The sequence below is a fragment of the Anaeromyxobacter paludicola genome (assembly GCF_023169965.1).
GTDB lineage: Bacteria > Myxococcota > Myxococcia > Myxococcales > Anaeromyxobacteraceae > Anaeromyxobacter_B > Anaeromyxobacter_B paludicola.
The window spans coordinates 1,412,537-1,431,551 of sequence record NZ_AP025592.1 but is presented as its reverse complement, the minus strand read 5'-3'; the positions used below and the strand labels follow the sequence as shown (position 1 = coordinate 1,431,551).

Below are 19,015 nucleotides of genomic sequence, written 5' to 3'. Positions count from 1 at the left end.
GGCGGGCATGGCGGAGCGGGCCGACGACAGTCCGAGGTGGATCCTGCAGCGGACCGCGAAGGCGGCGCTGGCGGGCGCGCTCTGCTCCGCCGGGGCGCGCTGGGCGGTGAACGCCTGGCGCCGGCGGCTCGCCGGGGGCGGCCGGGTGATCATCCTCTCCTACCACCGCGTCACGCTCGACTTCCGGGCCGACGCCCAGCAGTCGCTCCCGTCGCTGCTCATCTCGGCGCAGACGCTGAAGCGGCAGCTCGAGCAGCTCGCCCGCGAGCGGGACCTGGTCTCGCTCGGGGACGCGTGCCGGCTCCTGCGGGAGCGGGCGCCGCGCCGCGCGGCGCGGGACGCCGTGGCGATCACCTTCGACGACGGCTACCAGGGCTGTCACGACTTCGGCCTGCCGGTGCTGGAGGCGCTCCGGGTCCCGGCGACGATGTTCGTGCCGACGGGCTACCTCGGCACCGCGCGGCGGCTCCCGCACGACCGGCTGCTGGCGAGCCTCCGCGAGCTGCGGCGGCGGGGGCTCACGCCGGGCCAGGCGGGGCTCGCGCCGCCGCTCCAGGCCGCGCTCGACCGCTGCGCCGGCCCGGGGCCCACGACCACCATGGAGCGGCTCATCGCGGCCCTGCCGCACGACGCGCTCGAGGCGGTGGCGGCCGCGCTCGAGGCGCGGCTCGGGATGGCGGAGGAGGAGCTGGAGCCGGGCACCCGGATCATGGGCTGGCCGGAGGCCCGGGCGCTGGAGGCGGCCGGCGTGGAGCTCGGCGGCCACACCGTGAGCCACGCGGTCCTCGCCAACCTGCCGCCGGCCCGGGCCCGCGCCGAGATCGAGGGCTCGTTCCGCGACCTGGCGGAGCGGCTCGGCCACCGGCCGCGCCACTTCGCCTACCCGAACGGCTACCACACCCCGGCCGTGCGCCGGATGGTGGCCGAGGCGGGCTACGAGGCCGCGGTGACCACCGAGGACGTCGAGAACCGCCGCGGGGGCGATCCGCTCCGGCTGAAGCGCAAGGTGCTCTGGGAGAACAGCACGCTCGGCGCCGCCGGCTACAGCGAGGCCCTCGCGAGCTGCAACCTGGAGGGCGTCTTCGGGACCATCGGGCTGCAGCGGCCGGTGAGCGGCGAGCGGCCGGACGCGCCCGACGCGGCGGAGGGGAGGGTGGCCGGTTGAAGATCGCGCTGGTCGGCAACTGGCCGCCGCCGCACGGCGGGATCGCGGTCCACGTGGCCGGGCTGGCGCGCGCGCTCAGGCAGCGCGGCGCGCGGGTGCGCGTCCTCGACATCGGGGAGGGGGATCACGCCGGCCCGGAGCTGGTGCGGGCCCGCGGCCCGGCGGCCTTCGGCGCCGCGCTGGCGCAGGCCGCCGTGGAGGGCTGGCTCCTGCACGTCCACACCAACGGCGCCAACGTGAAGAGCTGGCTCGTCGCCCTCTCCGCCGGGCGGGCGCGGCGGCCGTTCGGCCCGCGCGGCGTCCTCACCATCCACTCCGGCCACTGCCCGCCCTGGCTCGCCGCCGCCGCGGACCGGCGGCTCCTCGCCCGGGCCGCCTGCGCCGGCTACGGGAAGGTGGTGGCGGTGAGCGAGGCCATCGCCGCCGGTCTGGCCGGCGCCGGGGTGCCGCGCCGGGTCCTGACGGTGCTCTCGCCCTTCTCGCCCTCCCTCGCCGAGCCGGGCGCGCCGCCGCCGGAGCTCGCCGCGATCCGGGCGCGCCACGCGCCGCTCTACTGCGCCGCGCTGGCGCCGGGGCCCACCTACGGCGAGGACCTGCTCGTGCCCGCGTTCGAGCAGGTCCGGGCCGGCGCGCCCCGCGCCGGGCTGGTGGTGTTCGGGCCGGGCACCCGCGCCGGGCTCGCCGCGCGCCGCGGCGCCTCGGCCGGGATCCACGCCCTCGGCGAGCTCGAGCACCCCGCCGCCGTGGCGACGGTGCGCGGCTGCGACGTCTTCGTCCGCCCGAGCCGCACCGACGGGGACTCGGTCAGCGTGCGCGAGGCGCTCGCGCTCGGGCGGGTGGTGGTGGCGAGCGACGTCGGCCACCGGCCCCCCGGGTGCCTCCTGTTCCCGTCCGGAGACGTGGCCGCCCTGGCGGCGCTGCTGGCCGAGGCCGGGCGGTCGCCGGCCCCGCGCGCCGGCGTCGCCCCGCTGCGCGACCCGGTGGACGACCTGTGGGCCATCTACGCGGCCCTGCAGGGCGGTCCCCCCCTTCCGAGCGGTGGCCGCGTCGGAGCGCGAGCGCCCACCTTGTAGCCGTGCGAGCACTCCGGGGCCGGGACATCGTCTGCTTCTCGAACGACTGGGACGGGGATCCGCTCTCCAAGACCCACATCATGCGGATCCTGGCGCGCGACAACCGGGTGCTCTGGGTGAACTCCCTAGGCAACCGGGCGCCGCGGGCCAGCGCCCACGACGTCCGGCGCGCCTGGGAGAAGCTGCGCGACGCGGCCCGCGGCGTGCGCGAGGTGGAGCCGAACCTGCACGTGCTGCCGCCGCTCTACGTCCCGGCCTACGGCTCGGAGGCGATCCAGGCCTTCAACAGGGTCGCGCTGCGGCTCCAGGTGCTCGGCGCGATGCGGCGCCTGCGCATGCGCCGCCCCATCAGCTGGTCCTACCTGCCGACGGCGGCGGCGGTGGCGGGCACGCTCGGCGAGGAGCTGGTCGTCTACCACGTGGTGGACCAGTTCTCGGCCTTCAGCGACGCCTCGCCGGCGGTGGCGGCGCTCGAGGAGCGGCTGCTCCGGCGCGCCGACCTCGTCATCGCGAGCGCCGAGCCCCTGCGCGAGGCCAAGGCCCGGGTGAACCCGCGCACCGTGCTCGTGCGCCACGGCGTGGACTTCGAGCACTTCCGCAAGGCGCTCCTGCCCGAGACCCGCGTCCCCGAGGACCTGGCGCGCCTGCCGGGGCCGGTGATCGGGTTCCACGGCCTCGTCGCCGACTGGATCGACCTCGAGCTCGTCCGGGCGGTGGCCGACGCCTTCCCGCGGGCGTCGGTGGCGCTGGTGGGCCGGTGCGTCACCTCCACCGACCCGCTCGCGGGCGCGCGCAACGTCCACCTCCTCGGCCGCCGTCCCTACGCCGACCTCCCCGGCTACTGCAAGGGGATGGCGGTGGCGATCACCCCCTTCCGGCAGAACGAGCTCGCGCTGCACGCCAACCCGCTCAAGGCGCGCGAGTACGTCGCCGCCGGCCTCCCGAACGTCTGCACCGACCTCCCCGAGCTCCGGGCCATCGCCGGCTGCACGGTGACGCGCACCCGCGCGGAGTTCCTGGAGGCGGTGGGGCGAGCCCTCGCCGAGGGCGGGCCGCGGGCGGCGCAGTCGGAGCGGATGCGCGCCGAGAGCTGGGAGGCGAGGGTGGACGAGCTGCGCGGCCACGTGGCGGCGCTCCTCGACGGCCGCAGGGCCGCGTGACGCGGCGGGAGAGCGAGGCGAGCATGGCGATGGCGCAGGTGGGAGCGGCCGGGCTCGGCTGGGCGGCGCCGCGGGACGGCGGGGCCGCCGCGCGGGCCGCGGCGCGCTGGGGCGCCCTGGCGCAGGCCGGCGCGCTGCTCTTCGTGGCGCAGCTCTACGCCAGCCCCGCTTACTGGTTCCCGACCGTCGAGGTGCTGCGGCTCGGGCTCGCGGCGACGCTCCTCGGCGGCGGCGCGGTCCTGGCCCGGCGGCTGGTCTCGGGCGAGCGGCTCCGGCTCGGCGGCCCGGCGGCGCTGCTCCTCTTCGGCTACGCCGCCATCGCGTGGCTCTCCGTGCTCTGGTCGATCGACCCCGCCGCCTCGCGCGCGGCGGGCCTCGAGATCGCGAAGCTCCTCGTGGTCTACGTGGCGGTGCTGAACGCGCTCGACACGCCGGCGCGGATCCGGACCTTCCTGGCCGTGGGCGCGGTGGCGTCGCTCGCCCCCGCGGTCGGCGGCGTGCGGACCTGGCTCGCCGGCGACCACCTCGTCGAGGGGACGCGCACCCACTGGGCCGGCATCTACGCCGACCCGAACCGGCTCGCCATGGGGCTCGTGGTCGCGCTCCCGTTCGCGATCGCCGCCTTCGGCGCGACCCGCCGCCGCTGGCTGCGGGCGCTGCTCGGCGCGGCCGTCGCGGCGCAGCTCGCCGCCATCGTCCTCACCGGCTCGCGCTCCGGCATCGTCGCCGCGGCGCTGGCGCTCGGGCTCACCCTCCTGCGCGGCCGGCTCTCCTCGGTGCTGAAGGGGATGGTGGTGACGGCGGGCCTGGTGGCGGCGGTGCTCGCCTTCGCGCCGCGGACCTTCTGGGAGCGCTCGAGCACCTTCTCCGACCTCTCCGCCGACGCCTCGGTGGAGGGGCGCGAGAACGCGTGGAAGGTGCTGGGCTCGATCGTCGATCAGCGCCCGCTCAACGGCGTGGGCGCCGGCGGCTTCATCCACGCCTGGGACCGGTACGCGCCGCTCTCGGCGGGCGGCCACCACCTCGTGGCCCACAACATCTTCATGGAGATCCTGGGCGAGCTGGGCGTCTTCGCCCTGCTCGCGTTCTTCGGCTGGGTCGGCGTGGTGCTCTGGCGGACCTGGCGCGCCGGCGCCGACCCGGTGCTCGGCCGCGAGGCGCGGGCCGTCTTCGCCGCGCTCGCGGGCTACCTCCTCTGCGAGCTCGTGAACGGCTACTCCTACTCCTACTCGCTCTACTTCCTGTTCGCGGTGGGGCTCGCCACCTCCCGGCTGGCGGCGCTGCACGGCCGGATGGCGGCGGCGGAGCGCGCCGCGTGACCGGCCCGCGCAAGGTCCTCGTCTTCCAGAACCGCTTCCTCTACGGCGGCCAGGAGCGGCAGACGCTGCTGCACCTCCGCACGCTCGACCGGCGCCGCTGGGAGCCGCTCGTGGCCTGCTTCAAGGCCGAGGGGGAGCACCTCGCCGAGCTGCGCGCGCTCGAGGTGCCGGTGGTGGAGATCCCCATCCGCTCGCTCGCCTCCGCCGGGACGGCGCTCGAGATCCGGCGGCTCGCGGCGCGCATCCGCCGGGAGCGGATCGCCCTCGTCCACGCGCAGGACTTCTTCACCAACGTGGTGGGCACCTTCGCGGCCCGGCTCGCGGGCGTCCCCTCCGTCGTGACGCGGGTGGACCTCGCGCACGCGCTCGACCCGGTCCGCTACCAGCTCCTCCGGGCCGCCTCGCACCTCGCGACGCGGGTGCTCGTGAACGCGCTCTGCATCCGCGACCTCTGCCTGCGCGACGGCGTGGATCCGTCGAAGCTGGTGGTGCTCCGGAACGGGCTCGACCTCGCCGCCTTCGACGCGGCCGCCGCCGCGCCGCCCGGGCCCGGCGCCCCGGAGCCCGGCGGGCCGCTCGTGGTCAACGTCGCCAACATGCACCACCCGGTGAAGGGGCAGCCCGACCTGCTCCAGGCCATGCGGCTCGTGCTCCGCGAGCTCCCCGAGGCGCGGCTCGCGCTCATCGGCGGGGGGGCGCGCCGGCCGGCCCTGGAGGCCCAGGCGGCCCGGCTCGGCATCGCCGGGCGGGTGAGCTTCCTCGGTCACCGCGCCGACGTGCCGGCGCTCGTGGCGCGGTCGGCGGTGGTGGTCTCGGCGAGCTACGCCGAGGGGATCTCGAACGCGGTCCTGGAGGGGATGGCGGCGCGCCGGGCGGTGGTGGCGACCGCGGTCGGCGGGACGCCGGAGCTGGTGCGCGACGGCGTCACCGGCTGGCTCGCCCCCCCCGGCGCCCCGGCCGCGCTGGCGGCCCGGATCCGAGGCGCCCTGCGCGATCCGATCGCCGCCCGCCGCGTAGGCCAGGCGGCGCGCCGCCTCGTGGCCGCCGAGTTCGGCGTGGAGGAGATGCGCGCCGCCTACGACGCGCTCTACGAGTCCCTCGCCGGCGCCGACGCCGCGCCCCCGTCGCGCTGGGTGGCGGCACCGCGGCGCCCGCCGGCCGCGCCGCGTCGGGCGGAGGCACTGCCTGCGGACGGCATCTCGCCCTAGAAAAACGCCCGGGCCGCTCGGCCCGGGCGCTCACTGGTGGCCTGGACGGCTCTCGGCCCTAGGCGTACGGCGACGTCGTCTTCGAGATGGTGAGCGGCGGGGCGTTCTCGCGCCGCTTCAGGCTCGCGCGGATGAAATCCTTGTTCATCTGCGCGATGGTCTCGAGCTTGATGCCGGCGGGGCAGACCGCCGCGCACTCGCCGATGCTGGTGCAGTGGCCGAAGCCCTCGGCCTCGATCTGGCCCGCCATGTTGATCACGCGGACGTAGCGCTCGGGCTGGCCCTGGGGCAGGAGCGCGAGCTGCGTGACCTTGGCGCCGGTGAAGAGGGCCGCCGAGGCGTTGGGGCAGGCCGCGACGCAGGCGCCGCAGCCGATGCAGGCCGCCGCCTCCATGGCCCGGTCGGAGTCGACCTTGTTCACCAGGATCGAGTTCGCCTCCGGCGCGGAGCCGGTGCGGACCGAGTTGTACCCGCCGGCCGCGATGATGCGGTCGAGGGCGCTGCGGTTCACGACCAGGTCCTTCACGATCGGGAAGGCCGCGGCGCGCCAGGGCTCGAGCCGGAGCTTCTGCCCGTCATGGAAGAACCGCATGTGCAGCTGGCAGACCGTGCCCGGGTGGTTCGGGCCGTGCGCCTGGCCGTCGATGAGGAAGCCGCACATGCCGCAGATGCCCTCGCGGCAGTCGTTGTCGAAGGCGACCGGCTCCTCGCCCCGGGTGATGAGGTCCTGGTTGAGGACGTCGAGCATCTCCAGGAACGACATGTGCTCGTTGGCCTCGACCTCGTAGTTCACGAAGCGGCCGGGGTCGGACCCGTTCTTCTGGCGCCAGATCTCGAGTGTCAGTCTCACTTGTAGCTCCGGGTGGCGAGCTGGATGTTCTCGTAGACGAGGGGTTCCTTGTGCAGCACCGGGGTCTCGTTGGGCCCCTTCCACTCCCAGGCGGACACGTAGGCGAACTCCGCGTCGTTGCGCTTCGCCTCGCCGTCCGGCGTCTGGTGCTCGACGCGGAAGTGGCCGCCGCACGACTCCTCGCGCTTGAGGGCGTCGTAGCACATGAGCTGCGCCAGCTCGAAGAAGTCGGCCACGCGGCCGGCCTTCTCCAGCTCCTGGTTCAGCTCGGAGCCGGTGCCGGTGACGCGCAGGTCGCTCCAGAACTGCTGCTCGAGCTTCGGGATCTCCTCGAGCGCCCGCTCCAGGCTCTCCTTGCTGCGGGCCATGCCGCAGTCCTCCCACAGGACGTTGCCGAGCGCCTTGTGGAAGTGATCGACGCTGTGCTTGCCGCCGATGGCGAGGAACTTGTCCATGCGGCCCTGGACCTCGCGCTCGGCGTCCTTCACCGCCGCGTGGTTGGTGTCCACCTTGGAGAGCCCGCCGGAGGCGATGTAGTCGCTCACCGTGTAGGGGAGGACGAAGTAGCCGTCGGCGAGCCCCTGCATGAGCGCGCTCGCCCCGAGCCGGTTGGCGCCGTGGTCGGAGAAGTTGGCCTCGCCGCCCACGAAGAGCCCCGGGATGGAGCTCATGAGGTTGTAGTCCACCCAGAGGCCGCCCATCGTGTAGTGGACCGCCGGGTAGATGCGCATCGGGACGACGTGCGGGTCCTCACCGGTGATCCGCTCGTACATCTCGAACAGGTTGCCGTAGCGCTCGTCGATGACGCGCTTGCCGAGCCGCTTGATGCCGTCCCCGAAGTCCAGGTAGACGCCGAGGCCGCCCGGGCCCACGCCGCGCCCCTCGTCGCAGGCGTACTTGGCCTGCCGGCTGGAGACGTCGCGCGGGGCGAGGTTGCCGAAGGACGGGTAGACGCGCTCGAGGTAGTAGTCGCGCTCGTCCTCGGGGATCTCGTTGGGCGGGCGGTGGTCGCCCTTCTTCTTCGGCACCCAGACGCGCCCGTCGTTGCGGAGCGACTCGCTCATCAGCGTGAGCTTCGACTGGTAGTCGCCCGACTTCGGGATGCAGGTGGGGTGGATCTGCGTGTAGCAGGGGTTCCCGAAGAAGGCGCCCTTGCGGTGGGCCCGCCAGATCGCCGTGCCGTTGCAGCCCTTGGCGTTGGTCGAGAGGTAGAAGACGTTGCCGTAGCCGCCGGTGCAGAGCACCACCGCGTCGGCGACGTGCGACTCGATCTTCCCGGTGACGAGGTTGCGGGTGACGATGCCGCGGGCGCGGCCGTCGATCACCACCAGCTCCAGCATCTCGCGCCGCGAGTGGTGCACCACCGTGCCCGCCTGCACCTGCTTCATGAGCGCCTGGTAGGCGCCGAGGAGCAGCTGCTGGCCGGTCTGGCCGCGGGCGTAGAAGGTGCGCGACACCTGCGCGCCGCCGAAGGAGCGGTTGCCGAGCGTGCCGCTGTACTCGCGGCCGAACGGCACGCCCTGCGCGACGCACTGGTCGATGATGTTCACCGACACCTGCGCGAGCCGGTAGACGTTCGCCTCGCGGGCGCGGAAGTCGCCGCCCTTGATGGTGTCGTAGAACAGCCGGTAGATGCTGTCGCCGTCGTTCTGGTAGTTCTTGGCGGCGTTGATGCCGCCCTGCGCGGCGATCGAGTGGGCGCGGCGCGGGCTGTCCTGGAAGCAGAAGGACAGGACCTTGTAGCCCATCTCGCCGAGCGAGGCGGCCGCGGAGGCCCCGGCGAGGCCGGTGCCGACCACGATGACGGTGTGCTTCCGCTTGTTGGCCGGGTTGACGAGCTTGAGGTGCGCCTTGTGCTCGTCCCACTTCTTCTCGAGGGGACCAGCCGGGATCTTCGAGTTGAGTTCGGTCATGTCGTCCTTACCTGAGCAGCCCGGTGAGCACCGCGATCGGGACGGAGATGTTGGCGAGGGCGATGAGCGTCGCGAGGATCGCGGCGCCCTTCTGGATCATCGGCGTGTAGCGCGGGTGCGACATGCCGAGCGACTGGAAGAGGCTGTAGAGCCCGTGCCAGAGGTGGAACCCGATGCCGACCATGGCGACGACGTAGGCGACCACCGCGAGGGGATAGGTGAAGCCGCTCGTGACGTTCTGGAAGGGCCGCACCTCCTCGTACTGGCCGAGGTGGGCCACGCCGACCGTGAGGTCGAGCACGTGGTAGATGACGAACGCGAAGATGAGGATGCCGCTCCAGATCATCGTCCGCGACGCGGTCGTGGAGACCACGTTCACCCGCTGCGCGTAGGCGATCGGCCGGGTGCTCGCCTTGCTGAGGTAGAGCTGGACGCCGGCGATGGCGTGCACCCCCACGGCGACGAGCAGGACCACCCGGGCCGTCCAGAGCAGGCCGGCGTTGGTGTGGAGCAGCTCGGCGTAGCGGTTGATGACGTCCGAGCCCATGTAGATTTGCATGTTGCCCAGCAGGTGGGCGAGGACGTACAGGGACAGGATGATCCCCGTCAGCGACATCAGCGCTTTCTTGCCGATGGGGTTGTTCCAGAAGGCGAGCAACGCGCCCGTCGGCTTCGGGGCCGACGTCTCGATGCTCTTGGTACCAGCCACGCTCATCGCCAACTCCACGTGAGAGGGAAGGAAAACGGCCTGCGTACCTCAGCAGGAACTGCCGTGACCGTCGAGTGCCTCAATCGGGGGCACCTGCCGGCCCTTTTCGTCCAAGGCTCGCCATCCTACACGCTTCGATCCGCACTGAGAGGAAAAACGAATGTCGCCGAAATCGATTTGCGTCTTCTGCGGTTCGGCGCCTGGGAAGCGGCCGGCGTACGTTGACGCGGCGCGCAACCTCGGCGCGCTCCTCGCCCGGCGCGGCATCACCCTCGTCTACGGCGGCTCGAGCGTGGGGCTCATGGGCGCCCTCGCCGATTCCGCGCTCGCGGCCGGCGGCCGCGTGATGGGCGTCATCCCGAACGCCCTCGAGGAGAAGGAGATCGGGCACAAGGGGCTGACGCAGCTCGAGGTCGTCCCCTCGATGCACGCGCGCAAGGCCCGCATGGCCGAGCTGGCGGAGGCGTTCGTGGCCCTGCCGGGCGGCTTCGGCACGCTCGAGGAGTTCGCCGAGATCCTCACCTGGGCCCAGCTCGGCCTGCACCAGAAGCCGTTCGGGCTCCTCGACGTCGAGGGCTACTACCGGCCGCTCACCTCGTTCTTCGACCACGCCGTGGAGGAGGGCTTCGTCGGCCGGGCGCAGCGCGATCGGGTCGCGGTGGCGGCCGACCCGGCGGCCCTGCTCGACCTGCTGGAGCGGGCCGCGCCGCCCCTGCCGGGTCCGGCGTGGATCCGGCCCGAGCAGACCTGAAATCCCGGACCGCGCCCCCCGAGAGCCGGAGCCTGCCGCGCCCGGGGGTGTAGACTGTCGGTCACGCGGGCCGGTCGTTTCCCGCGCTGCGTCGCTGCTTCGGGGGAGCGCGATGACCACCGTGGTCCCGGCGGACGAGCTGGAAGCCCTGACGCGGCTGCGCCAGCGCGAGGAGGCGCTCGACCAGGCGCTCGCCCAGGCGCGCGCCGAGGCCTCGGCGCGGGTGGAGCGCGGGCGGGCCGAGGCGGCGCAGCTGCGGGCGGCGGCGCGCGACGCCCTCGCCCGCGAGCTGGCCGAGCTCGAGGCCGAGCTCGTCCGGACCCTCGCGCGCGACGCCGAGACGGTGCGCGCCCGCGCCGCCGGCGAGGTGGTGGCGCTGCGGGACCGCGCGGCGCGCCGCCGCGACGAGGTCGCCGACTGGCTCGCCGGGCTGGTGGCCGGAGGCGCTCCGTGATCCTCCCGATGGTCAAGGTGCAGGTCATTGGGCCCAGGCGCCTCCTCTCCGAGGCGCTCCGGTTCCTCCACGGCCAGGGCGTGCTCCACCTGCGCCGCCCCGGGCCTGGCGCCGCCGCCTTCCTGCGCCCCGTGCCCCTCGGCGGGGAGGAGGCCGCGCGCGTCCGCTCGCTCGAGGCCTCGCTGCGCCGCATCGAGGCCGCCCTGGCGCTCCTGCCGGCCCGGGAGGCGAGGGCGGCGGCGCGCGCCGAGGGGGCGGCGCCGCGCGGCGCCGCGGGGGCGCCGGAGCCCGAGGCCGACTCGGCCGAGGTGACGCGGCGGATCGAGGCGGTGGAGGGGACGCTCGCCCAAGCGGCGTCCCGCAAGGCGGCGCTCGCCGAGGAGTCGCGGGCGATCGCCCAGGCGCGCCGGGCCCTGACCGCTTTGTCGCCGCTCTGGAAGCTCATGACCGACGCGCCGGGGACGCGGAGCTTCGGCCTGCTGCTGAAGCGCGGGGGCGAGGAGGCGCTGCCGCTCCTCGAGCGCGAGATCGCCCGGCTCACCGACGGGGCCTACGACCTGCACGCCCGCGCCATCGCGGGCGGCGAGACGGCGCTCCTCCTGGCGGTGCCGCGCTGGCGCGCCGCGCAGGTCTCGGGCCTCCTCTTCGAGCGCGGGGTGGAGGAGCTGAAGCTCCCGCCGGCCTTCGCGGGCCGGCCGCCGGCGGAGGTCCTGCTCGCGCTCGCCGACCGCGAGCACGTGGGGATCCCCCGCGAGCGCGCGGCGCTCGACGCCGGCCTCGCCACCCTGGCGCGCGCCGAGGCCGCGGCGCTGGAGGCGGCCGCGGGGCGCGCGCGGGAGCGGCTCGACGCGCTGCGCGCCATGGGCGACTGCGCCGAGACCGGCCACGCCTTCGTGGTCACCGGGTACCTCCCGCGCGAGCGGCTGGCGGCCCTGGCGGAGGGGATCCGGGGCGCCTGCGGCGGTCGGCTCACGCTCTTCGAGTATCCGGTCTCCCGGCGGGAGCTCGAGGAGGTGCCGGTGGTGCTGCGGAACCCGGCCTGGCTGCGCCCCTTCGAGCGGCTCCTCGCCCTCGTGCCGCCGCCGCGCTACGGCTCCATCGACCCGACGCCCTGGCTCGCCTTCACCTTCCCGTTCTTCCTCGGGCTGGTCCTCGGCGACGTCGCCATCGGGCTCTTCGTCGGGACCGCCTCGGCCTGGGCCTTCTGGCGCTTCCGCCGCGGCGGGGTGGGGCGCGACGTCGCCGTGGTGGGGCTCGCCTGCGCCCTCTCGACCGTGGCCTTCGGCTTCCTCTTCGGCGAGGTGCTGGGCGACGCCGGCGCCCGGGCCGGGCTCCACCCGATCTGGATCGAGCGGCGGGGCGCCATCCTCACCCTGCTCGCCGCCACCGTCGGGGTGGGGCTCGCCCACGTCGCGCTCGGCCTGGCGCTCGGGGTGGCCGAGGTGCTGCACGGCGGGGAGCGGCGCGAGATCCTGGGCCGGCTGGCGCGGCTCGGGCTGCTCGCCGGGGCGGTGCTCGCGCTCGGCGGCGGCACGGGCTTCCTGCCCTCCTGGGCCGCCCGCGCCGGCTACGCCGTGCTGGCGGTCTCGGCGGTGACCGGGATCGCGGCGGACGGGTTCCTCGCCCCGCTCGAGCTCGTCATGTTCCTCGGCAACGTCCTGAGCTACGCGCGGCTCATGGCGCTCGGGCTCGCCTCGGTGCTCCTGGCCGAGGCCGCCAACCTCATCGCCGCCACGCTCGATCCGGCGGTGCTCGGGATCTGCATCGCCGTGCTGCTCCACGCCGTGAACGCCACGCTCGGGCTGCTCTCGCCGGCCGTGGCCTCGCTGCGCCTCCACTACGTCGAGTTCTTCGAGAAGTTCTACGAGTCGGGCGGCACCCCGTACCGCCCCCTCGGCGGCACCGCCTGACGGGGAGGGGGTCCCCATGGACAAGATCTTCATCGTCTGCTCCGCCGCGGCCACGGTCGGCATCTGCGCGCTCGCCACCGCCTGGGTGCAGTCGCGCATCGGCTCGGCCGGCGCCGGCGCGCTCTCCGAGAAGCCCGAGCTGCGCGGCGCCATCCTGGTGATGCTCGCCATCCCGGAGACGCTCGTCATCCTCGGGTTCGTGGTGGCGGTCCTGATGCTCACCGCGAAGGCGTGACCCCATGGGCGCGCCGGAGCTGGTCCGCGCCCTCGAGGAGGAGGTGCGCCGGCAGTCCTCCGAGCTCGTCGCCGCGGCGGAGCGCGAGGCGGCGCGGCTCCAGGAGGAGGCGCGGCGCGCCGCCGCCGCGGAGCGCGCGCAGGCGCTCGCCCGGGCCCGCGCCCTCGCCGACCGGCGCCGGGCCGCGGAGCGGGCGCGGGCCGAGGCGGCCGCCCGCCGCGAGCGGCTGACGGAGCAGCGGCGGCTCCTCGACGAGGCCCGCCGGGCCTGCGCCGAGGCCCTGCCGCGGCGGGCCACCCGCGAGTCGGCCATCCGGGTCGCGGAGGAGCTCCTGGCGGCCGCGCCCGAGGGGCCGCTCACGCTCCACGTCGATCCGGGCGCCGTCCCGGCCGTCACCCTGTTCGTCTCCCGGGCCCACCCGGAGCTCGCCTCCCGCTGCGCCGTGCGGGCCTGGCCCGAGCCGCGCGGGGGCGCGGTGCTCGAGGCGGAGCGCGCCACCCTGGACGGCAGCTTCGCCGCCCGGCTGGAGCGGGCCTTCGCGCTGCGCGAGGTGGAGATCGCGGACCGGCTCCTGGGAGGGCGCGATGGCCCGGCTTGACTTCGCGAACGCGAAGCTGGGCGCGCTCCGGAGCCGCCTCTGGGGCCGCGGCGAGCTCCGCGAGCTCGCCGTGGAGCGCGGGCGCGAGCGCGTGGAGGCGGCGACGGCGCTCCTGGCGCGGGCGGCCGACGAGCCGCGGCGGATCCTCTCGTGGGTGGAGGGGCGGCGGCAGAAGGCGCTGCTCCTCGCCTGGCTCGCCCTCGACGACTCGCGCGCGCTCCGGGCCGCGCTGCGCGCCATCTCGCGCGGCCTGACCGAGGCGGAGGTGCGCGCCGCCGCCGGGGCGCCGCTCACCTGCGCGGCGCGCGAGCTCGAGCCGCTGCTGCGGGCGCACGACCTGCCGGCCGCGGCGGCCGCGCTGCGCGAGCTCTCCGGCTTCGCCGGCCGGGCGACGCGCCCGCTCAAGCTCCCCGGCAAGCGGGCCGAGCACCTCCTCCCGCTCGAGCGGGCCCTCTCGCAGCGCGCCTTCGCGGAGGCCGCCCTCGCGGCGCGGCGCGCCGGGGGCGAGGACGGGCGGGTGCTGGCGGCCGCCGTGGCCGACGAGGCGGACCTCGCCAACCTGGCGGTGCTCACGGAGGCCGTGGTGGCCCCGGCCGCGGCGGCCCCGTCGTCGATCGCCCTCGCGCCCCGGTTCTCGCGGCCGCTGCGGGTGGAGCGGCGCCACGCCCGGCGCGCCGGGGCGGGCGGGCCGGTGGCCGACCTCGTCCCCGGCGGCGACCTGCCCGTCGAGCGGCTCGACTCGCTGGCCGAGCTGCCGCTCGCGAAGCGGCTCCCGCTGCTCGCGGCCCTCGCCGAGCGGCGGTTCGGGGCGGGCGCCGGGGCGGTCGTGAGCGGCGAGCCGGGCGAGCGGGATCGGCTCCGCCAGGAGCTGCCCTTGCGCCGCCTGCACCGGGCGGCCCGCGCCGCGCCGTCCTCGCTGGCGGTGCCGCTCGCCTACCTCGCCGCCGCGCGCGCGGAGCGGGGGCGCGTGCGGCTGGCGCTGGCCGGACCGGGGCCGGGGCTCCCGGCGGCGCGGCTCGCCGACCTGCTCGAGGGGGCGCATGGCTGAGCTCGGACAGGGCGCCGCGGGCGCGACGGCCGCGCCGCGGCGGGCCGACCGGATCGTGGCGGTCGCGGTCAGGCCCGGCGAGGGGCTCGGCTTCCGGCTCGCGGGGGTCGAGGTGGTGGAGGTCGGTCCGGGCGAGGAGGCGGCGAAGCTGCGGGCCTTCCTGTCCCGGCCGGAGATGGGCGTGGTGGCGGTGGAGGAGCGGGTGGTGGCGGAGGTCCCCGAGCCGGTGCTGAAGCGGCTCTCGGAGCGGCCGGTCCCGGTGCTGCTCCCCTTCTCGCTGCCGCGCGGCGGCGCGGGGGAGGGGCCGGGCCAGGCCTACGCGGCGGCGCTGGTCCGCCGCGCCATCGGGTACCAGGTGAAGCTGTCGGGGAGGGCGAGGCCGTGACCGGAACCTTGGTGCGCATCGCCGGACCGGCCGCCGTGGCGCGCGGCCTCGGCGCGGTCGGGCTCAACGAGATCGTGCTCGTGGGGCGGGAGCGGCTGATCGGCGAGGTGATCCGGATCGAGGGCGAGGACGCGACGCTCCAGGTCTACGAGGACACCACCGGGCTCGAGCTGGGAGAGCCGGCCGAGCCGACCGGCGAGCCGCTCACGGTGGAGCTCGGGCCGGGGCTGCTCGGGCAGGTCTACGACGGCGTGCAGCGCCCGCTCGCGCAGCTCGCCGCCCGGGCCGGCGACCTCCTCGCGCGCGGCCTCACCGCCCCGGCCGTGGACCGCGCCCGCCGCTGGCGCTTCGAGCCCGCGGTGCGCCCCGGCGAGCGGATCGCGGGCGGCCAGGAGATCGGCACCGCGCGCGAGCCGGGCGGGGCGGCCGAGCCGGTGCTCGCCCCGCCCGACGCCGGCGGCGTGGTGCTCGAGGTGGGGCCGCGCGACGCCGGCCCGGACGACCCGGTGCTGCAGATCGAGGGGGGCCGCCTCCTCGCCCTCACGCACCGCTGGCCGGTGCGCCGCCCGCGCCCCGCGCGCCGGCGGCTCGACCCGGGCGTCCCGTTCCTCACCGGGCAGCGGGTCCTCGACTGCTTCTTCCCGCTCGCGCGCGGCAGCGCCGCCATCGTCCCGGGCGGCTTCGGGACCGGCAAGACGGTGCTCGAGCAGAGCCTCGCCAAGTTCGCCGCCGCCGACGTGGTGGTCTACGTCGGCTGCGGCGAGCGCGGCAACGAGATGGCCGAGGTGCTGGACGAGTTCCCGCGCCTCGAGGACCCGCGCACCGGCGGGCCGCTCATGAACCGGACGGTGCTGGTGGTCAACACGAGCAACATGCCGGTCGCGGCGCGCGAGGCCTCCATCTACACCGGCGTCACCATCGCCGAGTACTACCGCGACCAGGGCCGCTCGGTGGCGCTCATGATCGACAGCACCTCGCGCTGGGCCGAGGCCCTGCGCGAGATCTCGTCGCGGCTCGAGGAGATGCCGGGCGAGGAGGGCTACCCCACCTACCTCGCCTCGCGCCTCGCGCAGTTCTACGAGCGGGCCGGGCGCGTGGAGACCCTCGGCGGCGCGGAGGGGTCGGTCACGCTGGTGGGCGCCGTGTCGCCGCCGGGCGGCGACTTCTCCGAGCCGGTGACCCAGGCCTCGCTGCGGGTGGCGAGCGCGCTCTGGGCGCTCTCGGCCGACCTGGCGCACCGGCGCCACTTCCCGGCCATCGACTGGACCCGCAGCTTCACCCTCGACGCCCCGGCGCTGGCCGGCTGGTTCGAGCAGAAGGCGGGCGAGCGCTGGCGCGGGCTGCGCGACGAGGCGATGGCGCTCCTGCAGCGCGAGCGCGAGCTGCAGGAGGTGGCGCAGCTCGTCGGGCTCGAGTCGCTGCAGGACGAGGAGCGGCTCTGCATCGAGTCGGCGCGGCTCCTGCGGGAGGGCTTCCTGCGCCAGAACGCCTACCACGAGGTCGACCAGACCTGCTCCCCGCGCAAGGCGGCCTGGATGCTCGACCTCACGCTCTCGTTCCACCGCACCGCCGCGAAGGCGGTGAAGGACGGGGTGCCGCTGCGCTCGATCCTCGAGGCGCGGCTCGACGAGCGGTTCCTCCGGCTCGGGGAGACCCCCGACGACGACCTCGACGCGGTGGGGCCGGCGCTGCGGGGCGAGGTGGACGCGGCGCTGTCGCGCCTTTCGGCGGAGTGACCATGGATCTCGTGACCCGCAGGCTCCGCTCGGCATCCGGCATCGCCGGCCCGCTGCTCTTCCTCGAGGAGGCGCGGCGGGCGCGGCTCGGCGAGCTGGTCCGCATCCGCTTCCCGCAGGGGGAGCGGCGCGGGCAGGTCATCGAGCTCGACCGGGGCCGGGCGGTGATCCAGGTGCTCGAGGAGACCCGCGGCATCGCCCCCGCCTCCTCGGAGGTGGAGCTCGCCGGCGAGGTGGCCTCGCTCGGGGTGGGGCAGGACCTGCTCGGGCGCGCCTTCGACGGCGCCGGGCGGCCGGTGGACGGGCTGCCGCCGCCGGTCCCCGAGGCGCGGGTCGGCATCCAGGGCTCGGCCATCAACGTGGTGCGGCGCGCCAAGCCCGAGGAGTTCATCGAGACCGGGCTCTCCACCATCGACGGGCTCGAGACCCTGGTGCGCGGGCAGAAGCTCCCCATCTTCTCCGGCGCCGGGCTCCCGGCGGCCCGGCTCGCCTCGCAGATCGCGCGGCAGGCGCGGGTGCACGGGGGCGAGCCGTTCTCGGTGGTGTTCGCCGCCATCGGCGCGCCGCACCGCGACTGCGCCGCCTACCTCGAGTCGTTCACCGAGTCGGGGGCGCTCGACCGGACCGTGCTCTTCCTCAACCGGGCCGACGACCCGCCCATCGAGCGGCTCATGACGCCGCGCTGCGCGCTCACCGCGGCGGAGCACCTCGCCTTCGTCCACGGCATGCACGTGCTCGTGGTGCTCACCGACATGACGAGCTACTGCGAGGCGCTGCGGGAGGTGGCGCTCGCGCGCGAGGAGATCCCGGGCCGGCGCGGCTACCCGGGCTACATGTACACCGACCTCGCCACCCTCTACGAGCGGGCGGGGCGGGTGGCGGGCAAGCCGGGATCGGTGACGCAGCTCCCGGTGCTCACCATGCCCGACGACGACATCACCCACCCCATCCCCGACCTCACCGGCTACATCACCGAGGGGCAGCTCGTGCTCTCGCGCGACCTCGACCGGGCCGGCGTCTACCCGCCCATCGACCCCTTGCCCTCGCTCGCCCGGCTCATGAACGCCGGCATCGGCAAGGGGCGCACCCGCGAGGACCACCGCGGGCTCGCCGACCAGCTCTACGCGGCGTACGCGCGCGGCCGCGACGTGCGGCGCATGGCGGCCATCGTGGGCCGGGGCAACCTCGGCCAGGACGAGAAGCGCCACCTCGAGTTCGCCGACCGCTTCGAGCGCGAGTTCCTGAACCAGGGGGACACCTTCCGGACCATCGAGGAGACCCTCGATCTCGGGTGGCGGATGCTCGACGGCTTCCCCGACGACGCGCTCACCCGCGTGAAGCGGGAGCTGGTCGAGCGGTACCGGCGGCGCCTGGAGGGAGGGTCGCATGGAGCGGATCGCGACGACGCGCATGGGGCTCATGGAGGTGCGGGCGCGGCTCTCGATCGCCCGCCAGGGCGCGAAGCTGCTGCGCGGCAAGCGTGAGGTGCTCGCGGCCGAGTTCTTCCGGCTCATGAACGAGGTGGTGGAGGCCCGCACCCGGCTCGACGAGCGGCTCGCCGCCGCCGCGGGGGCGCTCACCCTGGCCCGCTGCGCCGACGGCCCCGCCTGGCTCGAGTCGCTCGCGCTCCCGGCGCGCCGCGACGTCGCGGTGGCGGTGGAGGAGGGGCAGGTCTGGGGCGTGGCGGTGCCCAAGGTGACCGCGCCGCCGGTGACCCGCGCGCCCGAGACGCGCGGCACCCCGCTCGGCGACTGGAGCGCCATGGCGATCGAGGCCGCCCGGCTGCACGAGGAGGCGCTCGAGGTGCTGCTCGGCTTCGCCACCCGCGAGCTGCACCTCAAGCGGCTCGGCGAGGAGATCCAGGAGACGAGCCGGCGCATCAACGCCCTCGAGCAGCTGGTGCTGCCGCGGCTCGGCTCGGAGGCCGCCCGCATCGCGCTCGCCCTCGAGGAGCAGGGGCGCGAGGACGTGGTGCGGCTCCGGAGGGGGAGGGGTTAGCGCCCCGGCGAGGGGCGGCCCGGCCCGGCCCGTCGCCGCCTCCCGCCACGCCGTCCGGAAATCCCGACACGGGCCGGCTCAAGCGCGCGGAACGACGGGCGTCTTCCCCTGGCAGGCCCGATGCACTCCCTCTCGCCAACCAGCCACCACGCAGCACCGAAGGAGAACGCCATGACCCGCAAGACCTCGACCCTCGTTGGCGCCGGCGCCGGCCTCGTCCTCTTCCTCTTCGCCGGCCTCCTTCCCGCGATGTACTACGGCGGCTTCGCGGGCGTGCTCCTGGCGGGCGGCATCTTCGGCACGCCGCTGCACCCCACCTTCCTGGTCCGCGCCCTCATCTACTTCAGCACCGCGATGGGCGTGGTCGGCGTCGGCTCGCTGTTCGCCATCGGCGGCGCGGCCGCCGGCGCGGCGGTCGGGGCGCTCGTGAACGCCCCCGCGAAGGCGGCCAAGGCCGAGGCGAAGTAGCCCCCCAAGCATGACGTGCCGCCGCCCCGCGCCCC

18 protein-coding genes and 1 pseudogene are annotated in these 19,015 nt (G+C 75.6%); 16 read left to right on the top strand and 3 right to left on the bottom strand.

The window, feature by feature from the left end:
* Positions 1-7 precede the first annotated feature (7 nt).
* From AMPC_RS06680 to AMPC_RS06660, 5 genes are read left to right on the top strand one after another with little or no spacing between them, the layout of a single operon-like run.
* Positions 8-1,165 (top strand): polysaccharide deacetylase family protein, encoded by a 1,158-nt coding sequence (locus AMPC_RS06680; protein ID WP_248345373.1) that lies wholly within the window; start codon positions 8-10, stop codon positions 1,163-1,165.
* Positions 1,162-2,238 carry a glycosyltransferase family 4 protein gene (locus AMPC_RS06675; RefSeq protein ID WP_248345372.1) on the top strand — a complete coding sequence of 359 codons (1,077 nt, stop codon included), beginning with the start codon at positions 1,162-1,164 and terminating at the stop codon, positions 2,236-2,238. The genes AMPC_RS06680 and AMPC_RS06675 overlap by 4 nt, the downstream gene beginning before the upstream one ends.
* Before the next feature lie 2 nt (positions 2,239-2,240).
* Positions 2,241-3,398 carry a glycosyltransferase gene (locus tag AMPC_RS06670; protein WP_248345371.1) on the top strand — a complete coding sequence of 386 codons (1,158 nt, stop codon included), beginning with the start codon at positions 2,241-2,243 and terminating at the stop codon, positions 3,396-3,398.
* 29 nt (positions 3,399-3,427) lie between these two features.
* On the top strand, positions 3,428-4,717 hold the full coding sequence (locus tag AMPC_RS06665) for an O-antigen ligase family protein (RefSeq protein ID WP_248345370.1): 1,290 nt from the start codon (positions 3,428-3,430) through the stop codon (positions 4,715-4,717).
* A complete protein-coding gene (locus AMPC_RS06660; protein ID WP_248345369.1) occupies positions 4,714-5,925 on the top strand; it encodes a glycosyltransferase in 1,212 nt (403 codons plus the stop codon). Before AMPC_RS06665 ends, AMPC_RS06660 begins: the two co-directional genes overlap by 4 nt.
* Positions 5,926-5,983: 58 nt before the next feature.
* On the opposite strand, the gene AMPC_RS06655 is transcribed toward AMPC_RS06660, so the two are convergent.
* From AMPC_RS06655 to AMPC_RS06645, 3 genes are read right to left on the bottom strand one after another with little or no spacing between them, the layout of a single operon-like run.
* Positions 5,984-6,775 carry a succinate dehydrogenase/fumarate reductase iron-sulfur subunit gene (locus tag AMPC_RS06655; RefSeq protein ID WP_248345368.1) on the bottom strand — a complete coding sequence of 264 codons (792 nt, stop codon included), beginning with the start codon at positions 6,773-6,775 and terminating at the stop codon, positions 5,984-5,986.
* Positions 6,772-8,688, bottom strand: coding sequence for a fumarate reductase/succinate dehydrogenase flavoprotein subunit (locus AMPC_RS06650; RefSeq protein ID WP_248345367.1), 1,917 nt, complete (start codon positions 8,686-8,688; stop codon positions 6,772-6,774). Before AMPC_RS06650 ends, AMPC_RS06655 begins: the two co-directional genes overlap by 4 nt.
* A 7-nt stretch (positions 8,689-8,695) precedes the next feature.
* On the bottom strand, positions 8,696-9,403 hold the full coding sequence (locus AMPC_RS06645) for a succinate dehydrogenase cytochrome b subunit (RefSeq protein ID WP_248345366.1): 708 nt from the start codon (positions 9,401-9,403) through the stop codon (positions 8,696-8,698).
* 154 nt (positions 9,404-9,557) lie between these two features.
* Here AMPC_RS06645 and AMPC_RS06640 point away from each other — a divergent pair, with 154 nt between their 5' ends.
* The 11 genes and pseudogenes from AMPC_RS06640 to AMPC_RS06590 all read left to right on the top strand — a co-directional run bounded on the left by AMPC_RS06640 (position 9,558) and on the right by AMPC_RS06590 (position 18,980).
* Complete coding sequence (locus AMPC_RS06640) at positions 9,558-10,148, top strand: LOG family protein (protein WP_248345365.1); 591 nt, start codon at positions 9,558-9,560, stop codon at positions 10,146-10,148.
* A 112-nt stretch (positions 10,149-10,260) separates the two neighbouring features.
* On the top strand, positions 10,261-10,602 hold the full coding sequence (locus AMPC_RS06635; protein ID WP_248345364.1) for a hypothetical protein: 342 nt from the start codon (positions 10,261-10,263) through the stop codon (positions 10,600-10,602).
* Positions 10,599-12,512 carry a V-type ATP synthase subunit I gene (locus AMPC_RS06630; RefSeq protein WP_248345363.1) on the top strand — a complete coding sequence of 638 codons (1,914 nt, stop codon included), beginning with the start codon at positions 10,599-10,601 and terminating at the stop codon, positions 12,510-12,512. Before AMPC_RS06635 ends, AMPC_RS06630 begins: the two co-directional genes overlap by 4 nt.
* 16 nt (positions 12,513-12,528) lie before the next feature.
* Complete coding sequence (locus AMPC_RS06625) at positions 12,529-12,747, top strand: ATPase (RefSeq protein WP_248345362.1); 219 nt, start codon at positions 12,529-12,531, stop codon at positions 12,745-12,747.
* 4 nt (positions 12,748-12,751) lie between these two features.
* Complete coding sequence (locus AMPC_RS06620; protein ID WP_248345361.1) at positions 12,752-13,345, top strand: hypothetical protein; 594 nt, start codon at positions 12,752-12,754, stop codon at positions 13,343-13,345.
* Positions 13,332-14,393, top strand: a complete 1,062-nt coding sequence (locus AMPC_RS06615; RefSeq protein WP_248345360.1) for a hypothetical protein — start codon at positions 13,332-13,334, stop codon at positions 14,391-14,393. Before AMPC_RS06620 ends, AMPC_RS06615 begins: the two co-directional genes overlap by 14 nt.
* Complete coding sequence (locus AMPC_RS06610; RefSeq protein ID WP_248345359.1) at positions 14,386-14,778, top strand: V-type ATP synthase subunit F; 393 nt, start codon at positions 14,386-14,388, stop codon at positions 14,776-14,778. The genes AMPC_RS06615 and AMPC_RS06610 overlap by 8 nt, the downstream gene beginning before the upstream one ends.
* Positions 14,775-16,514, top strand: coding sequence for a V-type ATP synthase subunit A (locus AMPC_RS06605; protein WP_248345358.1), 1,740 nt, complete (start codon positions 14,775-14,777; stop codon positions 16,512-16,514). Before AMPC_RS06610 ends, AMPC_RS06605 begins: the two co-directional genes overlap by 4 nt.
* 2 nt (positions 16,515-16,516) lie before the next feature.
* Positions 16,517-17,855 (top strand): annotated as a pseudogene (locus AMPC_RS06600) (V-type ATP synthase subunit B); the annotation flags it as partial.
* A gap of 45 nt (positions 17,856-17,900) precedes the next feature.
* On the top strand, positions 17,901-18,512 hold the full coding sequence (locus AMPC_RS06595; RefSeq protein WP_248345357.1) for a V-type ATP synthase subunit D: 612 nt from the start codon (positions 17,901-17,903) through the stop codon (positions 18,510-18,512).
* 171 nt (positions 18,513-18,683) lie between these two features.
* Complete coding sequence (locus AMPC_RS06590; protein WP_248345356.1) at positions 18,684-18,980, top strand: hypothetical protein; 297 nt, start codon at positions 18,684-18,686, stop codon at positions 18,978-18,980.
* The last annotated feature ends 35 nt before the right edge of the window (positions 18,981-19,015 follow it).

Coding starts and splice junctions, on each gene's coding strand:
- AMPC_RS06640 (WP_248345365.1), top strand. CDS start 9,558: ATGTCGCCGAAATCGATTTGCGTCTTCTGCGGTTCGGCGCCTGGGAAG.
- AMPC_RS06625 (WP_248345362.1), top strand. CDS start 12,529: ATGGACAAGATCTTCATCGTCTGCTCCGCCGCGGCCACGGTCGGCATC.
- AMPC_RS06590 (WP_248345356.1), top strand. CDS start 18,684: ATGACCCGCAAGACCTCGACCCTCGTTGGCGCCGGCGCCGGCCTCGTC.
- AMPC_RS06620 (WP_248345361.1), top strand. CDS start 12,752: ATGGGCGCGCCGGAGCTGGTCCGCGCCCTCGAGGAGGAGGTGCGCCGG.
- AMPC_RS06610 (WP_248345359.1), top strand. CDS start 14,386: ATGGCTGAGCTCGGACAGGGCGCCGCGGGCGCGACGGCCGCGCCGCGG.
- AMPC_RS06645 (WP_248345366.1), bottom strand. CDS start 9,403: ATGAGCGTGGCTGGTACCAAGAGCATCGAGACGTCGGCCCCGAAGCCG.
- AMPC_RS06650 (WP_248345367.1), bottom strand. CDS start 8,688: ATGACCGAACTCAACTCGAAGATCCCGGCTGGTCCCCTCGAGAAGAAG.
- AMPC_RS06615 (WP_248345360.1), top strand. CDS start 13,332: ATGGCCCGGCTTGACTTCGCGAACGCGAAGCTGGGCGCGCTCCGGAGC.
- AMPC_RS06595 (WP_248345357.1), top strand. CDS start 17,901: ATGGAGCGGATCGCGACGACGCGCATGGGGCTCATGGAGGTGCGGGCG.
- AMPC_RS06680 (WP_248345373.1), top strand. CDS start 8: ATGGCGGAGCGGGCCGACGACAGTCCGAGGTGGATCCTGCAGCGGACC.
- AMPC_RS06635 (WP_248345364.1), top strand. CDS start 10,261: ATGACCACCGTGGTCCCGGCGGACGAGCTGGAAGCCCTGACGCGGCTG.
- AMPC_RS06665 (WP_248345370.1), top strand. CDS start 3,428: ATGGCGCAGGTGGGAGCGGCCGGGCTCGGCTGGGCGGCGCCGCGGGAC.